General features: G+C 61.9%; 10 protein-coding genes. 4 read left to right on the top strand and 6 right to left on the bottom strand.

From position 1 onward, the window contains the following. The first annotated feature begins 24 nt into the window (after nucleotides 1-24). Entirely contained in the window at nucleotides 25-1242 is a 1218-nt protein-coding gene (locus EBQ26_RS04955) for an exo-beta-N-acetylmuramidase NamZ family protein (protein ID WP_122237923.1), read from the top strand. Between the two features lie 486 nt (nucleotides 1243-1728). Continuing rightward, nucleotides 1729-9024: a DUF11 domain-containing protein gene (locus EBQ26_RS04950; protein WP_122237922.1), complete on the top strand. Its 7296-nt coding sequence runs from the start codon at nucleotides 1729-1731 to the stop codon at nucleotides 9022-9024. Nucleotides 9025-9375: 351 nt separating this feature from the next. Here the strand turns inward: EBQ26_RS04950 and EBQ26_RS04945 are convergent, their stop codons facing one another. From EBQ26_RS04945 to EBQ26_RS04925, 5 genes are all read right to left on the bottom strand, one after another. Next, nucleotides 9376-10143, bottom strand: a complete 768-nt coding sequence (locus EBQ26_RS04945) for a DUF4214 domain-containing protein (protein ID WP_122237921.1) — start codon at nucleotides 10141-10143, stop codon at nucleotides 9376-9378. Between the two features lie 50 nt (nucleotides 10144-10193). Beyond that, nucleotides 10194-11321, bottom strand: coding sequence for an NAD(P)/FAD-dependent oxidoreductase (locus EBQ26_RS04940; protein ID WP_122237920.1), 1128 nt, complete (start codon nucleotides 11319-11321; stop codon nucleotides 10194-10196). Nucleotides 11322-11467: 146 nt separating this feature from the next. Beyond that, complete coding sequence (gene fdxA, locus EBQ26_RS04935; protein WP_122237919.1) at nucleotides 11468-11797, bottom strand: ferredoxin FdxA; 330 nt, start codon at nucleotides 11795-11797, stop codon at nucleotides 11468-11470. A 425-nt stretch (nucleotides 11798-12222) separates the two neighbouring features. After that, nucleotides 12223-13365 carry a glycosyltransferase family 4 protein gene (locus EBQ26_RS04930; RefSeq protein ID WP_122237918.1) on the bottom strand — a complete coding sequence of 381 codons (1143 nt, stop codon included), beginning with the start codon at nucleotides 13363-13365 and terminating at the stop codon, nucleotides 12223-12225. Between the two features lie 26 nt (nucleotides 13366-13391). Beyond that, the gene (locus EBQ26_RS04925; RefSeq protein WP_122237917.1) at nucleotides 13392-14258 is read right to left on the bottom strand and encodes a glycosyltransferase; all 867 of its coding nucleotides are present in this window, start codon (nucleotides 14256-14258) and stop codon (nucleotides 13392-13394) included. A gap of 202 nt (nucleotides 14259-14460) precedes the next feature. On the opposite strand from EBQ26_RS04925, the gene EBQ26_RS04920 reads away from it, so the two are divergent. Next, a complete protein-coding gene (locus EBQ26_RS04920; RefSeq protein WP_238944148.1) occupies nucleotides 14461-18654 on the top strand; it encodes a methyltransferase domain-containing protein in 4194 nt (1397 codons plus the stop codon). Nucleotides 18655-18804: 150 nt separating this feature from the next. Further along, the gene (locus EBQ26_RS04915; protein ID WP_238944147.1) at nucleotides 18805-19461 is read left to right on the top strand and encodes an arylesterase; all 657 of its coding nucleotides are present in this window, start codon (nucleotides 18805-18807) and stop codon (nucleotides 19459-19461) included. A 200-nt stretch (nucleotides 19462-19661) separates the two neighbouring features. On the opposite strand, the gene EBQ26_RS04910 is transcribed toward EBQ26_RS04915, so the two are convergent. Further along, a complete protein-coding gene (locus EBQ26_RS04910; RefSeq protein WP_122237916.1) occupies nucleotides 19662-19898 on the bottom strand; it encodes a hypothetical protein in 237 nt (78 codons plus the stop codon). Nucleotides 19899-19905: the final 7 nt, after the last annotated feature.

Below are 19905 nucleotides of genomic sequence, written 5' to 3'. Positions count from 1 at the left end.
CTTCGTAATCTTTGAGTTTTACCCATGCAAACCGGCCTCGAACGTTTTGTGCAAGATCTGGCTTTACGCGCGCCCCTCAAAGGGCGCCGCGTTGCCTTGCTGGCGCATCCCGCTTCTGTCACGCGCGAGTTGACCCACGCGCTGGATGCGCTGGCCCTTCTGCCCGATGTGCGTTTAGCAGCCGCTTTCGGTCCTCAGCATGGGCTGCGGGGCGACAAGCAGGACAACATGGTGGAGTCGCCTGACTACACCGATCCTCGGCTGGGCGTTCCCGTTTTCAGCCTTTATGGTCAAGTGCGCCGCCCTACCGACGCGATGATGGATACCTTTGACGTCCTACTGGTTGACCTGCAAGACTTGGGCTGTCGCATTTACACCTTCATCACCACCCTACGCTACGTCCTGGAGGCCGCCGCGGCGCATGGCAAAGCAGTGTGGGTGCTGGATCGCCCCAACCCCGCCGGCCGCCCCGTTGAAGGTTTGAGTCTGCGCCCAGGGTGGGAAAGTTTCGTTGGTGCAGGCCCGCTGCCCATGCGCCATGGCATGACGATGGGCGAGTTGGGACACTGGTTTATTGCACGCTTGGGCTTGCAACTTGAATACCGTGTGATCACCATGCATGGCTGGCACCCCCATGCGCCCCCAGGCTATGGTTGGCCGCTTGGGCCGGGAGATTGGCGCAGTTGGGTCAACCCTAGCCCCAATGCTGCCAGCTTGGGTATGGCTCGCGCCTATGCGGGTACCGTCATGCTTGAAGGCACCACCCTGAGTGAAGGTCGCGGCACCACTCGCCCGCTGGAAATGTTCGGCGCGCCAGACATTGACACTGGCCGTTTGATCGAAGACATGCGCGCCTTGGCCTCAAGCTGGATGCGCGGCTGTGTATTGCGTGAATGCTGGTTTGAGCCGACGTTTCACAAACATGCAGGGCAGTTGTGCGCAGGCGTGCAAATCCATGTGGAAGACCCCTGCCATTACGACCACGCTACCTTTCAGCCCTGGCGCTTGCAAGCGCTGGCCTTCAAGGCGCTGCGCAAGCAACAGCCAACTTATCCGCTCTGGCGTGACTTTCCCTACGAATATGAGCACGACCGCTTGGCCATCGACTTGATCAATGGCAGCCCTCTGCTGCGCGTTTGGGTGGATGATCCCACTGCCATGCCGGCCGATTTGGATGCGCTGGCGCGCGCGGACGAAGCGGCTTGGATGCGCGAACGAGAGCCATATATGTTGTATCCATAATTTTCTATATCAAGAAAGATTTATTTTTTATCAGTTGTGCCCAAAAACTCATTATTTCTCTTTTGTACTGGAAATAAAGATTCTGATTGAATGACGTGAAGCATGGGGCACGCCTAACCCATGCGTGGTCTCGTGCTGGGTCTTCGGATTGTTTTGTGTCAAATCGTAATAAATCGGGGTGCTTGTGATTGGCCTGACATAGTCACCCAGCTCAAAAGGCACTTGTTGTGCAGATTCCCCAGTTGGGCAGAGGGACGTTGGAAAGCTGGGGTTGCAAAACCCAAATTTCCGTAAATTTATTTGAAGCCTTGCAACGTTCTTTTTTTTTCGCTTACGATCACGCAGACATTGGGCGGTCTCTACCCGAAAGGAAGGGGTAGCTTCGGTCAATGGAGATATGAAGCGTGTACCTACTTGCATTGTTTTAATGCGGGTGGGGACTACTGGTAAACACTTTATTCACAAATAGTCGAGGGGATCTTCCTTATGACGAAAACTAACCCACCATGGTTAAGGCGTCACCCGTGGCCTTGGCGTGCAACGGCGGGGGCTGCGCTGGTCGCGCTGGCCGCTTGGGCGGCGCCTCAGGCGCATGCACAGGTGACTTTGCTGGATGTCGCCAACGGTACAGATGGCACTGAAGGTTTTGATGTGGCTCAATCGGGCCCAGGCTACGACGCTGGGCCGAACAACAAAATCGTCCGTACCAACGACGAGTTCACCTACCAAATGACCTTTAGGACAGGAGCTGCGGGAGATACGAACGTTAAGCTCATCAGTACATTGCCTGCTGGTGGCCATAGTGAATGGACGGGGGTCCCCAGCCTATGTGACGGCGCAGGTTCGGAGGTTTCTGTTGATAAGCAGACTTTGACCTGCGTAGTAGCTAGCGTCACCCCAAACACCACGCAATCCATCATTTTTACGGGGTTTGTTCGAGGTAGCACACCCAATGACACACCATTAACCCCACCAGTGACTGCCTTGACATCGGGCAAGGTTAGCACGGCCCTCTCGCCCAACTCCAATGCGGAAGACCTGAAGGTCACGGCCGCCCCGTTCTACGACGTAGTGGTGCAGATGAGTTACCAGGGTAACCCAAAGGGTTATGGCTGGCGCACTGAAAATGGCCCGCTAGGGGAAGATGGCGCGTATCACCGCCCTATGGTGGGCTTGGTGGCGCGTCACCCCAACGGTCATGGCCGCAAAGGGGTGGAACAACTCAACAGCGACCCTGTCGAGATCAAAGTGGATCTTGCCTACCCCGCAGGTGTACGCCTGGATACGTGGCACGATGGCACTGCGCCACACGGAACGCCTGCAGCCACGGGTGGGTTTGTTACAGGCTGCGGAAGTCCTTTGGCAGGAAGCCCCAGTTACGAATCAGGCAGCAGTATCAACACATTTGATCGCGTACGGGATGAGGGCAGGCCCAGCACGGCTGCTAGCGTGGTGCCTAATGGAGGCACTTGTGGCATTGTGAGCGCCACAGAGCAGCAAATCACGCTTTCGCTGACGGGAGTCGATACGTCCCTCAAGCGTCGCCCGACTCTGAAAGGGGGCGATTACACAGTACCAGATACGGAATGGTGGGTTTCCAATAAAACGCTGGTGTTGTGGACGCCTTTGAGCTCTTATCCCTCAGATGGCACTGCAGTCTCGCATACCATCAAGTTCAATGGCATCAAGGCCAAGTCGATTAGTGGGCAGGACGTGCCGGCGCCCGCTAATCCGCCGCAGGGGGGGCAGAAAGAGGCTTCCTATAAGATGCAAAACACCACCTCGGGCAGTGCGAGCAAGTACTACACGCCCGAAGCCATTGAAAATACCCCGCGACCTGCTCCCTATGCCACGGTGGAAGACCCTGGCGTGAATGGCGATCGCCACGTCAACCACATGGCCAAAGGGCAGGTGGTGAGCAGTCGTGTGGTGTACAACAATTCGGGGGCCACCGATCATGTCGATGCTTACCTGTGCGAAATCATCGACCGCACGGCGTTTGATCTTGATCCTGTGGTGTTCGGTGTGCGCAGTTATGGTCAGGACAATACTGTTAAATACGGCTCGCGCAATGCCGGGAAGTTTTTCCCTAGTACTGGCACCGCTACGGGGGAGTATGCAGGCTCCTCTATAGGCACCTCCGCGTACGGAACGGCTAAGTGTAATGACCCCGGTATCACATGGCATGGCAGCAAGAATGAAGCCGAGCAAGCTGGTGGTTTGGTGTATGTGCGTGCCGATATTCCACGCATGCGTGCAGGTGATGCGCATTACTTGTATGTGCGGGGGTTGGTGCTGCGTGAAACTTGGGCGGAAACCATTGATGTAGAGGGAGGCGCCCAGCGTGTGAAGGACGCCCCCATCCCCGCAGGCGCTGTGATCCGCAACAGGGGCGATGCCGGCAGCGGCAGCGCGAACTTGGCTGAGATTGATGACACGCGGTTGCGTGATCACTTGGTGGTTGTTCCCTCCCGTACCATCTCTCGCGTGAAGAAAACGGTGGCAAGTCCGGCAGATACCGATACAACGCCAGTTTCGGCAGGATCGACGGTCAGATATCGTCTGGAGCCGCGTTTCGCAACCACTTTCCCGCCAATAAAGGCCAACTATACGGTGACGGATGTGCTGCCACCGGGGCTGGCCTACCAATCAGGTAGTGCCACTGTGGCTCCCACAGTGGCAGCCAACACGCCTGCGGCGGGCTACACCACGTTGACTTGGGATCTTGGTGAGAAAACACCATACCAAGGCGCAGACAGCGATGCTGGCGCTCAGCTTGGTGCGATTGAGTTTGACGCGGTCGTGGATCTTGGCGTTGCCAATGACTCTTCTTTGCGTAACCACGTCGCCGTGGATGGCGGTGTTAACGACTACGAAGCTGCATGTACGTTTAGTGTGGCTAATGGTTTCGGCGATTGTGCCAAAGCCAGTGTGGCCGATATCCGAGTGAGAACTGCTCCGGGTTTCCGTATCGAGAAGCGTACAACCACCCCTGCCATCACGGCTGGCGAGGATTTTCAGTATGAGCTGAAATACACCGCGCTGGTGGATGTCAGTGCCCCTGATATCCCCCACTGGATTGATATCTTGCCTTATGTTGGCGACTCGGCTTTGAGCCGCAACCCGGGTTCGACATTTGATGCTGGCGCCTACGCATTGAAAGGCGTTGTGAAGCCAGCCGATGACGCTGCGGCGCAGATTTACTACACCAATCGCACGCCCGACCAGGTCCAGAATGATCCTCGCCACCCCAGCAACGGCAGTGCTGGCGCAACGAAATGGTGTTTGGAGACTGCATTCGGCTCAGCAGGCTGCCCCGCTAACATGGCGGCTGTGACAGCGGTGCGTATCCAGCCCGGTGTTTCAACGCTGGCTGGCGGTAAGGGCTATGTTGTGCTTTTGAACTTCTCGACCGATGCCAATATTGCCAAAGGCGGAGATATTTTCAACAACAGCGTGGGTGGTCACTCACCTGATCCAGCAAGCAGCTTGCAATATGTCTATGCCCAGTCGCAGCAGCCTGTTCGCATTGCAGGCAATAGTCTGGCGGGCCATGTTTACGAAGACGCGAATGACAATGGCCAGTTAGAGGGAGGGGAAGCGGGTATCGCGAACAACACCATCACCCTGTATGGCTGCGTTGCAGGCGCAAATGGCACGGTGGATACCACAGCCATGAACATGACCACGTCGCCGCCTTCTTGCACGGGCGATGACCAATTGGTTACGCGCACGGCTACGAGTGGGGCAACGGATGGCGCTTTTGCCTTCCAAGGCCTGGCAGATGGCTTGTACAGCTTGGTGCAGCTCACCCAACCCGCTGGTTACAACGATGGCAAGACCACAGCAGGTAATGGAGGCGGTACTGCCAGCGCACAAGGTACGTTGCCCAGCAGCATCGTCAATATTCTGTTGACGAACAATGGTGCGGGCAAAAATTACAACTTTGGCGAGTTGAAGCCTGTGGCACCAACCATTCAGGCAATTGATGATGACTATGGCAATAAGCCTAATAACGTCGTTCAGACCCTGCCTTCGGTATTGGTTGGCCCAGGCTCTACGCCTGACAAAGCCAATGGTGCAAATGCCGCAACAGGTCCTACTGGTAACGTCGATTTGACCCCCGGGGCGTTGTCGAACGTACCTGCAACTGGTTCTATTTCGATGAATAACGATGGGGTGATCACCATCGCTGCGGGTACGACACCGGGCAGCTACACCTACGGTTACACAATCTGCCTGAAGGCGCCGCATCAAACTACGTGCTCGACTGCAACCGCCAAGGTGACGGTCACAGGTAGCCCCCAGCCCACTCCGGCCATTGCCGCCTTTAACGATGACTACGGTACGGTGGTCAACGATCAAGTACACACTCTGGTAACGGTGTTGCAAGGTCCGGGCACAACGCCGGACACGGCTAATGGGGTACCTGCGACGCCCGCCAACGTGACTTTGACGCCAGGCACACTCTCTGCCACGCCAGCAGATGGCGGTATCACCATGGATGCCAACGGTGTTATCACTGTCAAGAGCGCCACGACCCCTGGCACTTACACATACAGCTACAAGATCTGCCTGAAGGATCCCAATGCTGCCACCTGCGCGAATGCGGAAGCCAAAGTGAAGGTGGTTGCTGGTCCTCCTGCTCCTCCAGGGCAAGCGAATGTCAGCTTGGTGAAAACAGTGGATAACCCTGCGGCCGCTATCGGTGCGGAGGTGACCTTCACTGTCAAAGTGCAGAACAGAGGTCCGGAAAGTGCAGCCAATGTGAAAGTGCAAGAGCAATTGCCTGCCGGTTTTGCGTTGGTGAGCGCGAACCCGTCTATTGGGGCTTATACAGCGCCGACATGGACGATTGGCGCGCTTGCGAATGGAGCCAGTGCAACACTGACGATCAAAGCCAAAGTGAATGCAACAGGCCCTTACGCCAACACGGCAACTGTTTCGACTACGACGCCGGATTACAGCGCGGGCGACGATAGCGATACAGCTACAGTCGTGCCTTCTGCTCCAGCAGCCATTGACGCTATTGACGACGACTATGGCGTGAAGGAAAACAACAAGCTGCACACATTGCCTTCCGTTTTGACCGGCCCTGGCAGCACGCCAGACATGGTTGGAGGAGTGGCTGCGGCAGCTTCGGATGTCACGCTGACTGCTGGCGCACCCTCGACGGTGCCGGCGGCAGGCTATATCGCCATGGATAGCGATGGTGTCATCATCATTGCGGCGGGCACGACACCGGGTGAATACACGTTCACCTACAAGATTTGCCTGAAGGCTCCCAATGACACGGTGTGCGATACCGCCGTCGCCAAAGTGCGAGTGACTGCTGCGTCGGGAACGGAGCCCAGCATTGATGCGATTGATGACGACTACGGTGCCAAGCCCAACAACGTGGCACACACCTTGCCCTCGGTGTTGGTGGGTCCCGTTTCGACACCGGACAAGGCCGATGCGGGGGTGAATGCAACGCTTGCCAATGTGACGTTGACGCCTGGAGCGCCGTCGGTAACGCCAGCAAACGGTGCGATTGCCATGAATAGCAGCGGGGAAATCACCATTGCTGCAGGCACGACGCCGGGCGATTACCAGTTCGTTTATACGATTTGCCTGAAAGCGCCCCATGACACGGTGTGTGACATTGCGGTTGCGAAAGTGAAAGTACAGGCAGCTACCGGTCCGGCCCCAACAGTCGACGCCATTGACGACAACTATGGCACCAAGACCAACAACGTCGCGCACACCTTGCCTTCGGTGCTGGTTGGCCCCAATGGCACGACACCGGATCAGGCTAATGGTGTTAATGCTTCGTTGACCAATGTCACGCTGACCCCAGGCACTCTGTCCACGTTGCCTGCCACAGGCTCCATCGTGATGGATGCCAGCGGTACGCTCACGATCGCGGCAGGCACAACGCCGGGCGATTACGAGTACAGCTACAAGATTTGCCTGAAAGCGCCGAATGACACGGTGTGCGATACCGCTTTGGCTAAAGTGAAAGTGGTCAATCCTGTGCCACCACCACCACCACCACCACCACCACCACCGCCAACTGTTCATATCGATGCAGTCAACGACAGCTTTGGCACTGTGCCTGGTGACAAGCCGACGACCACGCCTTCGGTGTTGGTTGGCGACACGGCCAATGGCCAGCCTGCCACAGGCAGCAACGTCACGCTGACGCCGGGCAAGCTCTCGCAGCAGCCCGCCAAAGGCTCGATCAAGATGAATCCGGATGGCACGCTCACGATCACGGCAGGCACAACGCCGGGCGATTACGAGTACAGCTACAAGATTTGTCTGAAGGCACCGAATGACACGGTGTGCGATGAAGCCGTTGCCAAAGTGACGGTGGGCACCCCCAGCACGCCGGTGATTGACGCCGTCAACGACAGCTTTGGCACTGTGCCTGGTGACAAGCCGACGACCACGCCTTCGGTGTTGGTTGGCGACACGGCCAATGGCCAGCCTGCCACAGGCAGCAACGTCACGCTGACGCCGGGCAAGCTCTCGCAGCAGCCCGCCAAAGGCTCGATCAAGATGAATCCGGATGGCACGCTCACGATCACGGCAGGCACAACGCCGGGCGATTACGAGTACAGCTACAAGATTTGTCTGAAGGCACCGAATGACACGGTGTGCGATGAAGCCGTTGCCAAAGTGACGGTGGGCACCCCCAGCACGCCGGTGATTGACGCCGTCAACGACAGCTTTGGCACTGTGCCTGGTGACAAGCCGACGACCACGCCTTCGGTGTTGGTTGGCGACACGGCCAATGGCCAGCCTGCCACGGGCAGCAACGTTACGCTGACGCCGGGCAAGCTCTCGCAGCAGCCCGCCAAAGGCTCGATCAAGATGAATCCGGATGGCACGCTCACGATCGCGGCAGGCACAACGCCGGGCGATTACGAGTACAGCTACAAGATTTGCCTGAAGGCACCGAATGACACGGTGTGCGATGAAGCCGTTGCCAAAGTGACGGTGGGCGCTGTGACCTTGATCCATGCCACGGACGATGAGATGAAGCCCATCGCAGGCAAAGAAGGCGGCAAGACGCCATCGGTGCTGGGTGATAACGGCGGTGGCCTGGATACGGCCGTTGGCGGCCCGGCGGATGCTTCCAACGTGAAGCTCATTCCTGGCCAGGCACCCCAGCCGGCTGAAGGGGCGATCACCATGGATGCCGATGGCACGATTACCGTGACCCCTGGCACGACGCCTGGCACTTACACCTATCCGTACACGATTTGCCTGGTTGCGGCCAGCACCGTGTGCGATAGCGCAACGGCGACGGTGGTCGTGGCCGGCGTGGCCGACATGGGGGTGCTCAAGACGGTGGAGCCTGGCGTGGTGGCCGCGGGCGATAAGGTGACCTTCACCATCACCGTGAAGAACCATGGCCCTTCGGATGCCTTGGATGTCCAGGTCACTGAGGCGCTGCCCAGCGGTTATACGCTGGTGTCGGCAACGCCAAGCGTGGGCACGTTTGCAGCGCCGATCTGGAAGGTGGGCACTTTGGTCAATGGCGCCAGCGCCACGCTGAAGGTTGTGGCCACAGTGAACGCGACGGGTGATTACCTGAACGTGGTGACGGTGAGCACGGCGTCGAGTGACAGTGTGCATGCCAATAACCAGGCCAGTGTGATGCCACCGTCCTTGCAGCAGCCCACGCCGCCTGCTTCGGCAGTGCCGGTGCCAGCCAATGCCCCATGGGCGGTGTTGCTGGTCATGCTGGCGATGTGGATGCTGGCGTACCGCGCAAGGTTTGGCCGCAAGTAATCGGCGCCAAGCGTTGACGCAATGACAAAGGCCTTGAGGGGGGATGCCCCTTCAAGGCCTTTTTTGATGGTGTGGCCGCGATCATTGGGAAACGCCGCAGCGATGCTGGGATGGGGGGAGCTGTGCCTGACTTTCTTGCGCCCTGGCGGGCGTACGCCCTCACTCCAACCTTCTCCCGCAATCGGGAGAGGGTGTGCAGGCGCTTGGGCGCGCAGCGGGCAGGACTTTGAAAGGCATGGCGCTCAGCGCCTGTTCAGAGTCCTTACGGCTGTTTTTATTCTAGATCATAGGATATAGAAATTCTCAATTATGGCTTGATATAAATGAATTCAATTATCTTTTGATTTGTAATTAAGCGTTTTTGTCCTCGGGCGCATGCCTGTGGCGGCTTTCCTCGCTTTGGGCGATGGTGTCCAGCACGGCTTCGCGGTCGATGCCTTGCGCCAGGAGGGCGAGGTAGTGTTGCAGGCCGGAAGCGTCGGGTTCCCGGCCGAGCAGGCGTAAGTAGGCTTGCTCCAAAAAGGCCTGGTCTGAATCGGTGCTGAGGATGGGGTCGGGCGGGGCGTGCCGTGTTTTGTAGGCGGTGACGGTGAAGAGCCAGCCGTCCTCCACATCCAGCCGGGTGATGGTGAAGCCTGCGTCGGCCAGTTCCTGGCGCAGGGTGGTTTCGGTGTAACCGTTGAGGTGAAAGTCGCCTTCGTAGCCTTGGGTGCCGTAAAGGCATTGGATGAGTCGTTTTTGCTGCTCGTAGCTTTGCCAGTCGGGGTGTTGCAGCAGGCCCAGCAGGTCCAGCAGGCTGGGCACGCGCAAGAACAGTGCGCCGCCGCTTTGGAGCACGCGGTTCCATTCGCGCAAAGCGGTTTGGCTGCGGTGGCGACCGAGGTGTTCGAGCACGTCTTGCGCCAGCACTTCGGTGCAGGAGTTGTCGGCGATGGCGCGCAAATCAGCGACGTCGGATTGCAAGTCCACCTTGTGGGCGCTGTTGAGGTCGATGTTGACGTAGCCCTCGCGGTAGTCGTGGCCGCAGCCCAGGTTCAGGCGTGGTGCGGGCGCTTCGGGGGCGTGTAGGCCCAGGGCGTTTTTGAAGCATCGCAAGGTGGTGGAGATCAGGCCGGTCATGGGGCTTGGCGGTGTTGCGGGGTGCGGGTTGTGGGGTGAACGGAGGGCTGTCAGCGAGTGGTGGTTGGCTGGCCCAGCCGCTCCAGCAATTGTGTGCTGGTGGTGGTGTATTGGGTGAGCAGGGGTTTGCCCTGAATGGCCTGCGCGATGGCGAAGGCGCAGAGGATGGCTTCGTGAAAGCCGCAGGCGATGAGCTTGCGCTTGCCGGGGTAGCGGGCGATGTCGCCAATGGCGTAAATGCCCTCGCGGCTGGTTTGCAGGGTGGCGGGGTTGACCACGATGTGCTTGGCCTCCAGCTCCAGCCCCCATTGCAGTGCGGCGCCGAGTTTGGGGGCCAGGCCTTGGTAGAGCAGCAGGATGTCCAGCGGCAGTGGCGCGCTGCTGCCCTCGGGGGTGAGCAGGTGCAGCGATTGCAGCGTGGGCGCATCGCCGTGGGGCGCTGGGCCGCTGTGGGCCATGCCAAGCTGCTCCAGTTGACCGGTCACAACGTGGAGGCGGCCGGCCTCGCGCAGGGTTTGCAGTTGCGCCAGGGCGGCATCGTCGGCGCGGAAGGCGTCGCGCCGGTGCAGCAGAGCAATGTGCACGGGGCGCTGGGCCTGGGGCAATTGGGCCAGTTGCAGGGCTTTGGCGACGGCGGCTTCGTCGCCGCCGTAGATGACGACGCGCTGGCCCGCCAGCGGAGCGGCCTGGTCGTGTGATTGCACGAAGACTTGGGTTTGTGCGGCCAGCAGGGCCTCCAGCCCTTCCAGCCTGGGCAAGCGGGGCACAAAAGCGCCGGGGCCCAGGGCGAGGACGACGGCTTTGGCGTGGATGGTCGCACCTGGTTGGCCCAGGGCGGTGGCCGCGCGCACGCGCAGCCAGCCGGGGCCGATCTCGGGGGCGTCTTCCACGGCCTGCACGGTTTGGCCCCAGTGCCATTGGATGGGGAAGGGGGCCAATTGCTGGTGCAGTTGCGCGGCCAACTGGGCGCCGCTGACCTGGGCCAGCGCGGGGATGTCGTAAATGGGCTTGTGCGGATACAGCTCGATGCACTGGCCGCCAGGATGGGGCAGGGCCTCGATGGCGTGGCAGCTCAGGCCCAGCAGCCCAAGCTGAAAGATCTGGAACAGCCCCGCAGGCCCGGCGCCCACGACGACGACATCGGTTTCGATCGGGGGGGCGTTGGGCTGGGCGAGCATGCGGCTGGATGTGGGCGATGGGGTGCGAAGAAAGAGATATTTCTATATCAAAAGAAATTAAGTATATTGTATATATTGCCTAAATTTGTTGATTTATTTTCTTTTTAAAATATAAAATTGATGGGTCAGGCGGGAGCTGCGGGTGCTTACTCGCCCCGGTCCAGGTATTGGAGTTTGTCGGGTTTGCCGTTCCAGTCATCGGCATCGGGCAGGGCGGGTTTGCGCTTGCTGATGGTGGTGAAGGTGGCGTTGAGTTCGGCGTTGAGCTCGATGAAGTGGAGCTGATCGGGTGGTACGTCTTCTTCGGCGAAGATGGCTTCGGCGGGGCATTCGGGCACGCAGACGGCGCAGTCGATGCATTCATCGGGGTCGATGATGAGGAAGTTGGGTCCTTCCTTGAAGCAGTCGACCGGACACACATCCACGCAATCGGTGTATTTACATTTGATGCAGTTTTCGGTGACGACGTGTGTCATGGCAGTTTGAAAGCAATAGGGTAGGTAGGGCGCACCGTGGCGCACCGTGGGGCGCGGTGGGCGGGTATTCGAGAGTTTGTGCAAAGGCGCGGCGTTTGCAGGGGCGGCATGTGCAGCGGCCAATCGAGCCGCCCTCGCGCGGGTCAGGCCTGGCGTTGTGGCAGCGGCGCCGGGGGGGCGCTGACGCACCAAAGAGGCTTTGACAGAGCTGGCGCTCAAGACCCAAGCGCGTGCCGCAGGCGCGAAGTGGGGGCAATTGTATCGAGCTGAAAAAGCTGCGCGGGCCGGATGGGTTCAGGCGCGTGGCGTGTGCAGGTGTTTGCGCCATTGCGGATGGCAAGTTCGGGTTATTTCTTCATGGGGAAAAATTGCTTTATATCCATCATGCCGAAATGGCGATAATTTATTTCCTTTGAATTGGAATATCAAGGTGGATTGGAGGCTGAATCATCCGGCGGATCGTTGCGCCAGCGCATGTAGGCGGGAACTTTGAAGCGCACGATGGCGATGTAGGCCCAGGTGTAGCAAATGGCAAACAGCAGGCAGCCGAGCATCAGCACCCAGGTGGTGCGCCAGTACAGCGTGGCGGGCAGCACTGTCAACACCGTAAAGCCCCAGAGGTAGGGCGAGGTGCGGTTGTTGCGCATGAGCATGTCGCGCGTTTCGTTGTCGTCGTCGAAAACGCGCTGCACGATGCGGCGGTAAATCAGTTGGTGAAAGTGCAGCGCGTCGGCCACGCCGGGAGAGACGCCGCGCACCCATTTGCGGTACATGGAAAACAGCGTCTCCCACACGGGGTAGATCAGCAGCAGCACGGGAAACCAGGGCGAAACGCTCTCATGGCGCTGCACCAGCGCAATGCTGCCGATGGCCAGCACGCTGCCCCAGAGGTAGGCGCCGCCATCGCCCGCAAAAAGCAGGCCGCGCGGGTAGTTCCACACCAGAAAGCCGCCGCTGGCCGCGGCCGTGACCAGAAAGATCGCCGCCAGCGAGCGGTCGCCCACTTGCAGGCTGACGTGCGCCAGCGCCAGCGCGACGATGATGGCGACCATGCAGGCCAGGCCGTTGTAGCCGTCGATCATGTTGAAGGCGTGTGGCAGCCCGGCGATGGCCAGCAGGGCAATGCCCATGCCCAGCCAGGGCCAGAGGGTGGCCTGGCCGTCCAGCCAGGCGATGTCCAGTCGCGGCACGGTCACGCCCAGCCAGAACACGGCCAGCGCCGCGCTGGTGAGGGTGAGCAAAAAGCGCCAGCGCACCGTCATGCGCTGGCTGACATCTTCCAGCAAGCCGCCCGCGACGGCCGGGGCCATGCACACGCCCCAGACCAGCGCCCAAGCGCCCAATTGCAAATTGGCGATGTCGCCGCGCAAGGTCATGACCAGCCCCAGCACCGTGGCCGCGCCCATGCCCAGCGCCAGGGCCAGGCCGCCCACGCGCGGCACGTCGCCCAGATGGAACCGCTGGGGCATATCGCCGGGGTAGCGGCGCGCGTGCCGGCGCGCCAGGCGCACCAGCAGCCCGCTGGCAATGGCGGAGATGAAAAAGGCCCAGACGCACAGCCATACCATAAGGAAATGTCCGCTTTCTTGATCGGTTAGCTTGGTTGGTCGGAGTCGGCAGAGCGAAAAGCGTTTGCCCGATGGCGCAGCGCCCAGCGAAAGCTCGGTCGGCCCCACAGCCGCAGCAGGCTGTGCACATGCCAGAACAGGTGGTTGAGCCGTCGATGGCTGGCGCGCTGGGCCTGGTGCGCCATCGTGGTGCGGGCGCGCGCCAGCGTGCCGATGTCGCGGCGCACGCGCAGGCTGAGATCCACATCTTCGCAATACATGTGAAAGCGCTCGTCAAAGCCGCCCAGGCGCAGCCAGTCGCGCGTGCGCAGCATCATGCAAGCGCCGCTGACCCAATCGATGCGCGATTCAATGCGCCCCAGCAGTCGACGGCGCAGCAGCGATAGCGGCGTGACCAGGCTGCGCTCGTTGTCCTGCACCCGGCCATCGGCGCCCACCAGGCGCGGATAGGCCAGGCCGCAACCCTCATCGGCCAGGGCGGCAGCCAGTTGCGCCAGCGGCTGGGCGTCCAGCAAACGCAAATCGGGGTTGAGAATGCAGACGTGGCTGGGCATGGCCGCATCGGGCAGCGCGGCCAGGGTGGCGAAGGCGGCATTGTGGTTGCTGCCAAAGCCTTTGGGGCGGCGGTTGTGGATGATCTCCAGCGCAAAAACGCCACGCGCGGCATGCCCTGGCGCCGGGTTGGAGAGGGCTTGCTGCAAGCTGTGCAACTGCTGGGCAAGGGCTGGCTCAGGCGTGTTCAATGTCACAATCACGCGCTTCAGACAAGGCTCTGCGCGCTCGGCCAGTTGGTGCACCAGGTCGGCAATCATCTGGCCGTGCTGGTGGCTGACGATGGACAAGGCCACCGAGGGGCGCGTGCCAGCGGTTGCGGGCGCTTCAGCGTGTGCCATGGGCTTTTCCCCTTCTCTTTATCCGGCCAGCGGCCTGGGTGCGCTGGCCCGCCGACCACGCCCAAGCCTGGCGCTGGATGGTTGCCTGAGCGAGGGGGGAGAGTGCATGACACGCGGTGCGCATGGGCTGAAAACATCAAACAAGGTTGGCCGCCGTGGGGTTTCAAGCCTTCTGCACGCCAGCCCTTTTCTGCGTTGAACAATGACTCTTTCCAAAGACGAAATGCACGTGTACCTGCGCCACATTGACGAGGGCGAACGCACCTCGCTGTCGGTGCTGGTGGGCAAGATCGGCTCCGGCGCCAGCGTGTTGGATGTGGGCTGCGGCAGCGGCGCGTTGGGGCAGTATCTGCATGAACACAGACAGTGCACAGTCGATGGCGTGACCTTCAATGCCGCAGAGGCCGAAATGGCGCGCGCATCTTATCGCAAGGTCGAGGTTGCGGATTTGGAACGCTCGCCCCTTACGCAGCTTTTTCCCGGCATGCGTTACGACTGCATCGTCTGCGCCGACGTGCTGGAGCACCTGCGCCAGCCCGAGGCCATGTTGCGCGACATGGCGGCCTTGTTGAACGAAGGCGGGCAACTGCTGATCTCCATCCCCAACACGGCCTATGCGGGCCTGCTGGCGGAGTTGATGGAAGGCGAGTTCCTCTACCGCGAAGAAGGGCTGCTGGATGCCACCCACGTGCGCCACGTCACGCGCAAATCGCTGCTGCGCCTGCTGGAGCAGGCGGGCTGGCAAGTCACCGCGCTGGAGGTGATTGAGCGCGCCTTGCAGGAGTCCGAATTCAAAACGCCGTTCGATCGCCTGCCGCCTGCCGTGGCGCGCCATTTGCTGGCCCGGGGCGATGCGCTCACCTACCAATTCATTGCCACCGCCCAACCGGCCGCCCAGCCCGATAACCGCCGCTTTGTGTTGCAGCACGAGCCGGGCGAAGGGGCGGGGGAGGGCGCTCTCCAGCCCCAGGCGTTGTTCTCTGCCCAGTTGTATTGGGACGAAGGCCAGGGTTGGGCCGAGGAGCGCAAATGCGTGCAGGCTGGGGTGATCGGCCTGCCGCGCCAGACGCTGACGTTTGCCTTGCCGCCGCTGGGCGGGCTGCGGGCGCTCAAATTCGATCCGGCCGACCGGCCCGGCATTCTCTATTTGTATGGCATGCGTTTGCTGCGCGCGCCGGAGCACCCGGACGCCCACGCAAGCGAGGCCCAAGCGCCCTTGTGGGCCTGGCACAGCAGCGATGTCGATGCGGCGGAGCTGCTGAAAACGGCCTCTACCCATGAAATGGTGTGGGGCGACGCCGTGCTCGGGCGGGCCAGCGATGCCGGTGGCCTGCCCGCCATTTTGGCCGGCAGCGATCCCTGGCTGGTCTTGCCTTTGCCTGTCGCCATAGCGTCTGAGCTGGATGCCGCTGCCGCGCGCGGGCCGCTGGTGCTGGAAGTGGAGCTGGGCTGGCCCATGTCGGCCGATTACATCAGCCTGGTCAGCGTCGTCGGCCCCTTGCGCGCCGAGCAACAGCATTTGCGCGAGCGCCAGGCCCAGCAGTGGCAGCAAATGCAGCACATCAGCCAGGAGCATGAAAAGCTGGCGCTGGAGCATGCCCAACTGCACCACGCGCATGCCGATGTGTTGCGCCAGCGCGATGAGGCCCAGCGCCGTCTGGAGCGCGCGCTGGGCGAAGCCCAACACATCTTTGGCGAGCGTGAAAGGGCGCAGGCCGAAGTGGCCGATCTGCACCAGCAATTGCGCGGCATGGTCGAGCACCTGGAGAACATGCGCAATTCGCGCGTGTTCCGCTACACCCGCCCCATAGTCAAGCTGCGCGATATGCTCAAACGCCGACCGGCGCCAGCCCAGACGCCGGATGAGCAGCCCGCCGCGCCAGCGGCTCCTTCTACTGGGGCACACGAGGCGCTTGCAGCCTCGGCTCCCGGCCCTGCTCAAGCCGTGCCGACCAGCCTGGATGGCAAGCCCACGGATGACAGCGTATCCATGGATACCGCTGCCACCTCAGCTGCAGAGGCGGTCGCGCAGGGCGAGCCAGCCGCCGCCCCTGCCCCTCAGCCCCAGGGCGAGGCCCGCAGCGATACGGTGGACATCATCGTGCCCGTGTATCGCGGCCTGGCCGATACGCAGTTGTGCGTGGAGTCCGTACTGGCGGCTCCGGTGGCTACGCCCTACCGCCTCATCGTCATCAACGATTGCAGCCCCGAGCCGGAGGTCACCGCCTGGCTGCGCGAAAAAGCCGCTGGCGAGCCGCGCATCACCTTGCTGGAAAACGAGCACAACCTGGGCTTTGTCGGCACCGTCAACCGCGGCATGCGTCACTCGGGCGATAACGATGTGCTGCTGCTCAACAGCGATACCGAAGTCGCCAACGACTGGCTGGATCGCTTGCGTCAAGCCGCTTACCGCCCCCTGCCCGCAGAAGGCGCGCCCGCCCAAGGGCAAGCGAACGCGCCAAGCGGCATGCCAGCGGGTGCGCGTGCCGGCACCGTCACGCCGTTTTCCAGCAACGCCACCATTTGCAGCTACCCCGACTTCTGCCGCGACAACCCGCTGCCGCCCGGTCAGAGCACCGCCTCGATCGATCGCCTGTTTGCCACCGCCAACGCCGGCCAAAGCGTGGAGGTGCCCACGGGCGTGGGCTTTTGCATGTACATCCGCCGCGATTGCCTGGACGAGGTGGGCCTGTTCGATGAAGAACACTTCGGCAAAGGCTATGGCGAAGAAAACGACTTCTGCCAGCGCGCCATCGCCAAAGGCTGGCGCAACCTGCACGCGCTGGACGCCTACGTGCTGCACACCGGCGGCGTCAGCTTTGGCGAGAGCAAAAGCCCGCGCGAGCAGGCCGCCATGCAAACCCTGCGCCGCCTGCACCCCGATTACGAATGGCAGGTGCACGACTTTGTGCGGCGCGACCCCGCCCGCGCTGCGCGCCTGGCTGTGGATTGGCTGCGCGCCACCGACGGCGCGCGACTGCCCGTCATCCTCGCCGTGCACCACCAGCGCGGCGGCGGCACCGAGCGCCATGTGCTGGAGCTGGCGCAAACCCTGGCCGGGCAGGCCGCGTTTGTTTCGCTGCGCCCCGCTGGTGCCCAGCAGGTGTGCGTGCAGTTGATCGAGCCGCAAGCGCCCGATGGCCATTACAGCCTCAGCCCGCGCTGGTCGGCCCAGTTCGACACCGTGCGCGAGCGCGACGCGCTGCTGCAACTGCTGGCCGCCTTGCCCGTGGCGCATATCCACTACCACCATTTGCTGGGCCACGACAAGCTGGCCTGGGAGCTGCCCCAGCTCCTGGGCGTGGGCTACGACGTCACTGCACACGACTTCTACAGCTACTGCACCAACGTCACCATGACGGGCCGCAAAGGCCGCTACGAGGTCGATGCCCAGGGCGAATGCTGCGGCGGCGTGCACCCCGCGCCCATCCCCGCCGTGGAGGCCAACGTGCGCGGCTGGCGCATCCGCAACCGCCTGCTGCTCGAAGGCGCGCGCCACGTGCTGGCCCCCAGTCTGGATACGGCCCTGCGCATGCACCACTTCGCCCCCAAAGCCCACATCCGCTTTGCGCCGCACACCGATGTGGACCTGGCCGCCTTGCCCCAACCCCAGCCGCGCCCCTTGGGTGAGGACGCGCCGCTGCGCATCGTCGTCATCGGCGCGCTCAGTGCCATCAAAGGCGCTGATGTGCTGGAAGAAGCCGCCCTGCAAGCGCGCCGCCAGGGCCTGCCGCTGGAGTTTCACCTCATCGGCTACGCCTACCGGCACCTGCAAACCCAGCCCGCCAGCGCCCTGCACGTGCACGGCCAATACGACGAGCGCGATCTGCCCGCCATCTTGCAGCGCCTGCACCCCGATCTGGTCTGGCTGCCCGCGCAATGGCCCGAAACCTACAGCTACACCCTCAGCGCCGCCTTGCAGCAAGGCTGCCCCGTGGCCGTGCCCGATCTGGGCGCATTCGCCGCGCGCGTGGCCGATCGGCCCTGGAGCTGGGTGCGCCCCTGGGATTGGAGCGCGCAGCAATGGCTGGAATTTTTTGTGGACGTGCGCCAGCGCCACTTCTTGCCCAGCCAGCCCCCCGAATGCGCGCCAATGCCGCCCGAGCTGCGCGAAGCCGATCAGCAATGGGGCGGCTGGAGCTACCCGCAGGACTACCTGCCCGCACCCGCCAGGGCCGAGGGCATGACGCCCATCGAAGCGCTGCACCGCGTGGCCCAGGCGTTGGTGCAAGCCACGCGCTACGGCCACCCAAGCGCCGAAGCTGCGGCGCGCGGCCTGCGTGGCGTGGCGTTGCGGCAGTTGGCGCGGCTGCGCGCCATGCCCGTCATGCGGCCATTGGTGCGCGCCATCTCGCCGCAGATGCAGGCGCGGGTGAAAAGCTGGTTGCAACGTTGAGAGCCTGTTCAAACTCCCTGCGCGGTGGTCAATCAAGCGGCTTTGGGCGGTCTGCTGCGCCTTGCGTCCCATCCCAAACCGCTTTTTATCCACTCGCGCCGAGAAACAGGTTCTGAGCGCGCAGCCACACGTCACACAAAGGAGTGCAACATGCAACACCCGATGCCCACCGCCCTATCCCGCCGTCTATGCGTGCGGCTGCTGGCGGGGGCGCTCGCGCTGGGTTTGGGCGCGTGCAGCGACAAAGGCCAGCAAGCCCCTGTGCCGCCGGGCAGCGTCGTGCTGGCCTTGGGCGACTCGCTCACGCAAGGCGTGGGCGCCAGCGCGGAGGCCGCCTGGCCAGCTTTGCTGGCGCAGCGCAGCGGCTGGCAAGTCGTCAATGCAGGCGTCAGCGGTGACGAAAGCGGTCAAGCCTTGGCGCGCCTGCCCGACTTGCTTGAGGCGCATCAGCCCGCGTTGGTGCTGGTGTGCATTGGCGGCAATGATTTTTTGCGGCAAAAGTCCGCTGGCGCGACGCGCGCGAACATCGATGCCATCTTGCGCCAAGTGCAAGCGCAGGGCAGCCGCGCGGTGCTCATCGGCGTGCCCGCGTTGGGCTTGGGCGCGGCGCTGGGGCGGCCCAGCGATCACGATCTGTATGCCGAGCTGGCCAAGCAGCACGACGTGCCGCTGCTCACCGGGGCTTGGGGCGAGGTGATGCGTGAAAAGGCGCTGATGGCCGATGCCGTACACCCCAACGCCCAAGGTTATGCGCAGTTTGCCGACCGCTTGCAGGCGTTTTTGCAGCAGCAGGGGCTCTGGCGCTGAACGCAGCCAGCCGAGCTGGCCAGCGCTGGTACCAATACCAGCCCAACAGCCGCCCGAAGCGCAGCGGGCGGCTGTTGGGCTTTCTGGCTTTGAATTTCAATCAAAGGAAAATAGAGTAATTTCCCATTATGCCGAAATATGGTGATTTATTTTCCTTTTGATTGGTAATCAAAGGGCTCTTGGCCCTTGAAATCGCTGTTTCAAAACCGCTGCTGGGCGTGGCGTTCCACCAGCTCGCAATATTCGCCCACGGTGCGGCACTGGCTGGCGCTTTGGGTGCTGATGTTCAGGTTCAGGGCGATGCAGGTCTCGTCGTTGATGGTGGCCTTGTCGCTCCAGTGTGCGATGGGGGTGTGGGCCTCGATATCGGCCACGGCCACCCCCATGACCTGGGCGGCAATGCGCATGACTTGCTGATCGATGCGGGCGTACATCATGCGCCTG

The sequence above is a fragment of the Allofranklinella schreckenbergeri genome, from assembly GCF_003703475.1.
GTDB classification, from domain to species: domain Bacteria; phylum Pseudomonadota; class Gammaproteobacteria; order Burkholderiales; family Burkholderiaceae_C; genus Lampropedia; species Lampropedia schreckenbergeri.
Note: the sequence above shows the minus strand (reverse complement) of the source record. Positions and strands in the feature narration are given on the sequence as shown.